Here is a 2,065-nt window from a genome sequence, read left to right on the forward strand (position 1 = left end):
AAGGTTTCTCTCTACTTAAGACCTGACCGATGATAGCCAGTTTAAATTCCAGGCTATACTTAATTTTTCTGCTCATAAAATGCTCCTCTTTAAGTGTCCAACTTTTTGGGGGCAGTCCAACCCTGCTCTTTCATAGATTTTCAATATAGCAGAATTTTGCAAAAATATCCCGGCCTGAAGCATCCAAATGCCTTTCTTTTCACTTTCTTTAACCAGGGCATCTAACAATAAAGAACCTATCCCCTGGCCTTTATAACCATGTTTAACATATACTTCTGTTTCACCCACCCTACCAGTATCATAATTCGCCGATACTGGCAAAAGCGCACTCCAGCCTATAATTTCTTTACCTTTGCAGGCCACAAATCTACAAGCCTTAAGGTGTGATGAATCCCAGTTCTCCCAGGAAATATCAGGGGTCCTAAAACTCGCAGTACCAGTATCGATTCCTTCCTGATAAATGGCACTAACTTCACTCCAGTCTTCAGCACGCATTATTCTTATCATAGTTTTAATCAATTTTGGCTAATATCAGCCTATGAAATCTAATAGTTTATGTTTGTTGTACGAAATTAGCCAAACACGCACGTTGTAGCGCATAATACAGAGCCAAGTTTGTCCTGTATTATAAATCGACACAACTATACAATAAAAATTACCTTAAGAGCGCCTTTCTGTAACAGAAACGTTAAGCTACCGTTTTTCTTGATTTAGGGTTTTCGAATATTCTACCGGGCTCATTCCTACCAGTTTTTTAAAGGCGTTATAAAAGGCACTCCGGGAAGAAAAACCAGCACTGTAGGCAAGTGCCTCCAACGTAAAGTTGTGCATGATATCAGGGTTCCGGATACTTCCTTTAATCCAATTTACACGATAATGATTGATATAATCAATAAAGCTCTTATTGAAATAGCTGTTTAAGACAATAGAAAGTTTATGACTGCTTAAACCAATCTCATTAGCAAGAGATTGGAGCCTGATATCTTTATGTCTGAAGGATTGATGTTTATTGATATGCAATTCTAATTTTTGTCCCCACTCTTCCAATTCCTTATTTTTGTCTTTCTCTGAAAAATTTTTCCTGATGGATAAAAGTGTGGATAACTTAACATTTAACAAAGAAGCTACCAGCGCTAATGGCAAGCGGTCTAAATAGCCTGGATTCGTTTTGGCAAAATACAGATACCTTTCTTTGGCGTTTCCTACCCGTATAATATGCGCTCTTTGCTGCGCATCTTTATAATATTTTTCTAAAACAATCCTGAAAATATAATTCAGTTCGAAATGATGCGAAAAAAGGCGGTTGAGTTCATCATTATGCATGGCCAGCAAATGGGTATCTTCAACGGCCACTACGTACTCTTGTGAATAGCCGGATCCATGAAGCCCTGATATAGAACTAACAAAATCATTTTCAACAGATATATAGGTGGTAATTTTTCGTTTATTATGAGTGGTGCAGCCCATTAAGGCTCCTTTAACAATGAAATAGATGTATTCGCATACTTCGTTTTCATTGAACAATATATGATCTTTTTTAATTCTGAGTGTTAAAAGATGTTTCTCAAATTCTTCTTTCAATTTAGCATCTACAGCATGTATGCTACTGAGCACATTCAGTACATAACCCACTTCTTCGCTTTCTGCTTTATTGTATTGCAAATGTTTTGGCACCTTATACTGTTAATAATGTTAACACTTCATACCATAATTGGTATGCTCAGGATGCTATTTATTTACCTTAACACCAAGCCTCAAATAAATAGTAAAGTCGAAGTTTCAGCTTAATGTTTGTAACCAAAATAGACTATCCAGCAAATAAAAAGAAAGCTAACGAAACTTAAGCAACGAAAGATAATTTGTCTTATATATTTTACAGTAGAGGAAAATATTTATAAAAGATAAAGGCAAAACCTATGCATAAAAAAAGCCTCAGAAGATTTCGAGGCACTGAAAAAGTCTTCCATTTATGAGTCGGCTTAAAAAACGACCAAGTAAAACATGTTTTTACTTGGTCGTTTTTTTTATTTACCAAAAATCACATCTGCACAGATTGAATGTTCAT

Annotated in this window: 2 protein-coding genes; both read right to left on the reverse strand. The window is 35.8% G+C overall.

Annotation, left to right across the window (positions count from 1 at the left end; genetic code table 11):
• Nucleotides 1-72: 72 nt before the first annotated feature.
• Nucleotides 73-507, reverse strand: a complete 435-nt coding sequence (locus ACTJKN_RS27290) for an N-acetyltransferase family protein (protein ID WP_440828767.1) — start codon at nt 505-507, stop codon at nt 73-75.
• Between the two features lie 186 nt (nt 508-693).
• On the reverse strand, nt 694-1,674 hold the full coding sequence (locus tag ACTJKN_RS27295) for a helix-turn-helix domain-containing protein (RefSeq protein WP_440828768.1): 981 nt from the start codon (nt 1,672-1,674) through the stop codon (nt 694-696).
• Nucleotides 1,675-2,065 lie beyond the last annotated feature (391 nt).

Origin of the sequence: Pedobacter sp. 22163 (genome assembly GCF_052045595.1) — a bacterium.
Taxonomy (GTDB): domain Bacteria; phylum Bacteroidota; class Bacteroidia; order Sphingobacteriales; family Sphingobacteriaceae; genus Pedobacter.